Origin of the sequence: Candidatus Sodalis sp. SoCistrobi, assembly GCF_900143145.1 — a bacterium.
Taxonomy (GTDB): domain Bacteria; phylum Pseudomonadota; class Gammaproteobacteria; order Enterobacterales; family Enterobacteriaceae; genus SoCistrobi.
In genome coordinates, this window is record NZ_FRDB01000334.1 from 1 (window position 1) to 2,053 (window position 2,053).

2 protein-coding genes are annotated in these 2,053 nt (G+C 54.7%); both read right to left on the bottom strand.

Annotated elements, in window-relative coordinates; all coding sequences use genetic code 11:
- Positions 1 to 251: 251 nt before the first annotated feature.
- On the bottom strand, positions 252 to 1,100 hold the full coding sequence (kdsA, locus tag CINSTRO3249_RS15385) for a 3-deoxy-8-phosphooctulonate synthase (RefSeq protein ID WP_074013861.1): 849 nt from the start codon (positions 1,098 to 1,100) through the stop codon (positions 252 to 254).
- 55 nt (positions 1,101 to 1,155) lie between these two features.
- On the bottom strand, positions 1,156 to 1,974 hold the full coding sequence (gene sirB1, locus CINSTRO3249_RS15390; RefSeq protein ID WP_256381682.1) for an invasion regulator SirB1: 819 nt from the start codon (positions 1,972 to 1,974) through the stop codon (positions 1,156 to 1,158).
- Positions 1,975 to 2,053 lie beyond the last annotated feature (79 nt).

Genomic DNA, 2,053 nt, shown 5'->3' on the forward strand with positions numbered 1-2,053 from the left:
GCTCATTGAGTTGACTGAAGCTAATTCGCTTATTATTCAGAAAACGCCAGACAGCTTGGGTAGTTGCGAAAGTTGATTTTTGAGCACTTGCGAGGTCTTTAACCGCAGAAGCAAGAAGAGCCGCGGGTGTCATATGCTGTTTAACCAGCGTCTGATATCGGCGGGTAAGGCGAGAGTCAATATCCCGCCAACAGATAGGTTGAAATCATTCTGCAAAGTAATAACAGGTATCACGATAAATGTGTAGATACCTATGTATCGAGCGCGGGGAAGGATTTTACCAGTTCATCGATCGCCTTCATCTGGCGCAGGAACGGCTCCAGCTTGGCGAGCGGCAGGGCCGAAGGGCCATCGCATTTGGCATTCGCCGGGTCTGGATGCGCTTCGATGAACAGACCGGCGATACCGACCGCCATACCGGCGCGGGCCAATTCACTCACCTGTGCGCGGCGTCCGCCGGAGGCGGCGCCAAACGGGTCACGGGTCTGCAGGGCGTGGGTCACATCGAAAATCACCGGACAACCGCCGCTAACCTGGGTCATCACATTAAAACCCAGCATGTCCACCACCAGATTGTCATAGCCGAAATTGCTGCCGCGATCGCATAAAATCACCTGGTGGTTACCGGCTTCGCGAAACTTGTCGACGATATTACCGACCTGTCCCGGGCTGATGAACTGCGGTTTTTTCACGTTGATTACCGCACCGGTGCGGGCCATGGCCTCCACCAGATCGGTCTGACGGGCCAAGAATGCCGGAAGCTGAATCACATCCACCACGTCCGCCACGCTTTGCGCCTGGCCGGCTTCGTGCACATCGGTTATCACCTTCACGCCAAACTGCGCTTTTAGCTCGGCAAAGATCTTCATCCCCTCTTCCAGTCCCGGTCCACGATAGGAATGAATGGACGATCGGTTGGCTTTATCAAACGAGGCCTTGAACACATAGGGAATGCCCAGTTTTTCCGTCACGGTGACATAGTGTTCGCAGATGCGCATCGCCAGATCGCGCGACTCCAGCACGTTCATGCCGCCAAACAGCACGAAGGGCAGATCGTTCGCTACCTGGATGTCGCCAATATTGACCACTAAATGTTTCATGCTTCACCTTTTTGATTAAAATTAACCGGCAACCGGCGGTAAATACCGCCGCCGGTCAATGTAGGGTAACCGATTTTTGCTCGATGGAGTGGATCTGGACCTTAATCATCTCGCTGACCGGATCTTCCGGGCATTGCTCGACAAAGTAATTTAAGTCGTTGAGCGCCACATGGTCGCACTCCAGCTCGACATAAATCAGGCCGCGATCGCGGATTTCGTAGGGATCCGCCGGGTCAAACTCCAGCATAGCTTCGCTGGCGCGTAACGCCAGCTCCATTTGTTTTTCGTCCATTAACGCGCCTTTCAGGGTATCGAGCAATTTGCGCACCACGGTATTATTATCCGCCTCTTCCAGATCCTCTTCGGCAAGCTGCACCCCCTCACCGAGATTACCGCGTAGCCAGATATCCAGCGTATGCGCATCCAGCGGGTCGCCATTGATGGGATTCATCAGCCACATCTCGCCGTCCAGCCAGTCGGCGCGCAGGATCATCTGCGTCGGGAAAATCACCGGCATTAAGGGGATCCCCAACGCCTGAGCGATATGCAGCAGTATAATCCCCAGCGACGCGGGCAACCCCTGTCGACGGTCCAACACCTTATCCAGCCACAGCGCGTCGGACAGACGGTAAACGCCGCCGACGCCGCCAAAACCCCAAGTGCGGTAAAACAGCTCGATCAGCAGGTCGAGCTTATCATCCTGCGCCAAATCGGCGGGAATACGGCGGCGCGCCTCTTCCGTCAGGCTTTGTAACCTGGCACGGACGCTTTCGATGGCAAAATCGGGCCGGATGGCCTGGGTAACGCGCAGCATCCCCTCGCTCAGGGCATAGGTATCTACACATTTATCGTGATACCTGTTATTACTTTGCAGAATGATTTCAACCTATCTGTTGGCGGGATTGACTCTCGCCTTACCCGCCGATATCAGACGCTGGTTAAACAGCATATGA

Coding starts and splice junctions, on each gene's coding strand:
- kdsA (WP_074013861.1), bottom strand. CDS start 1,100: ATGAAACATTTAGTGGTCAATATTGGCGACATCCAGGTAGCGAACGAT.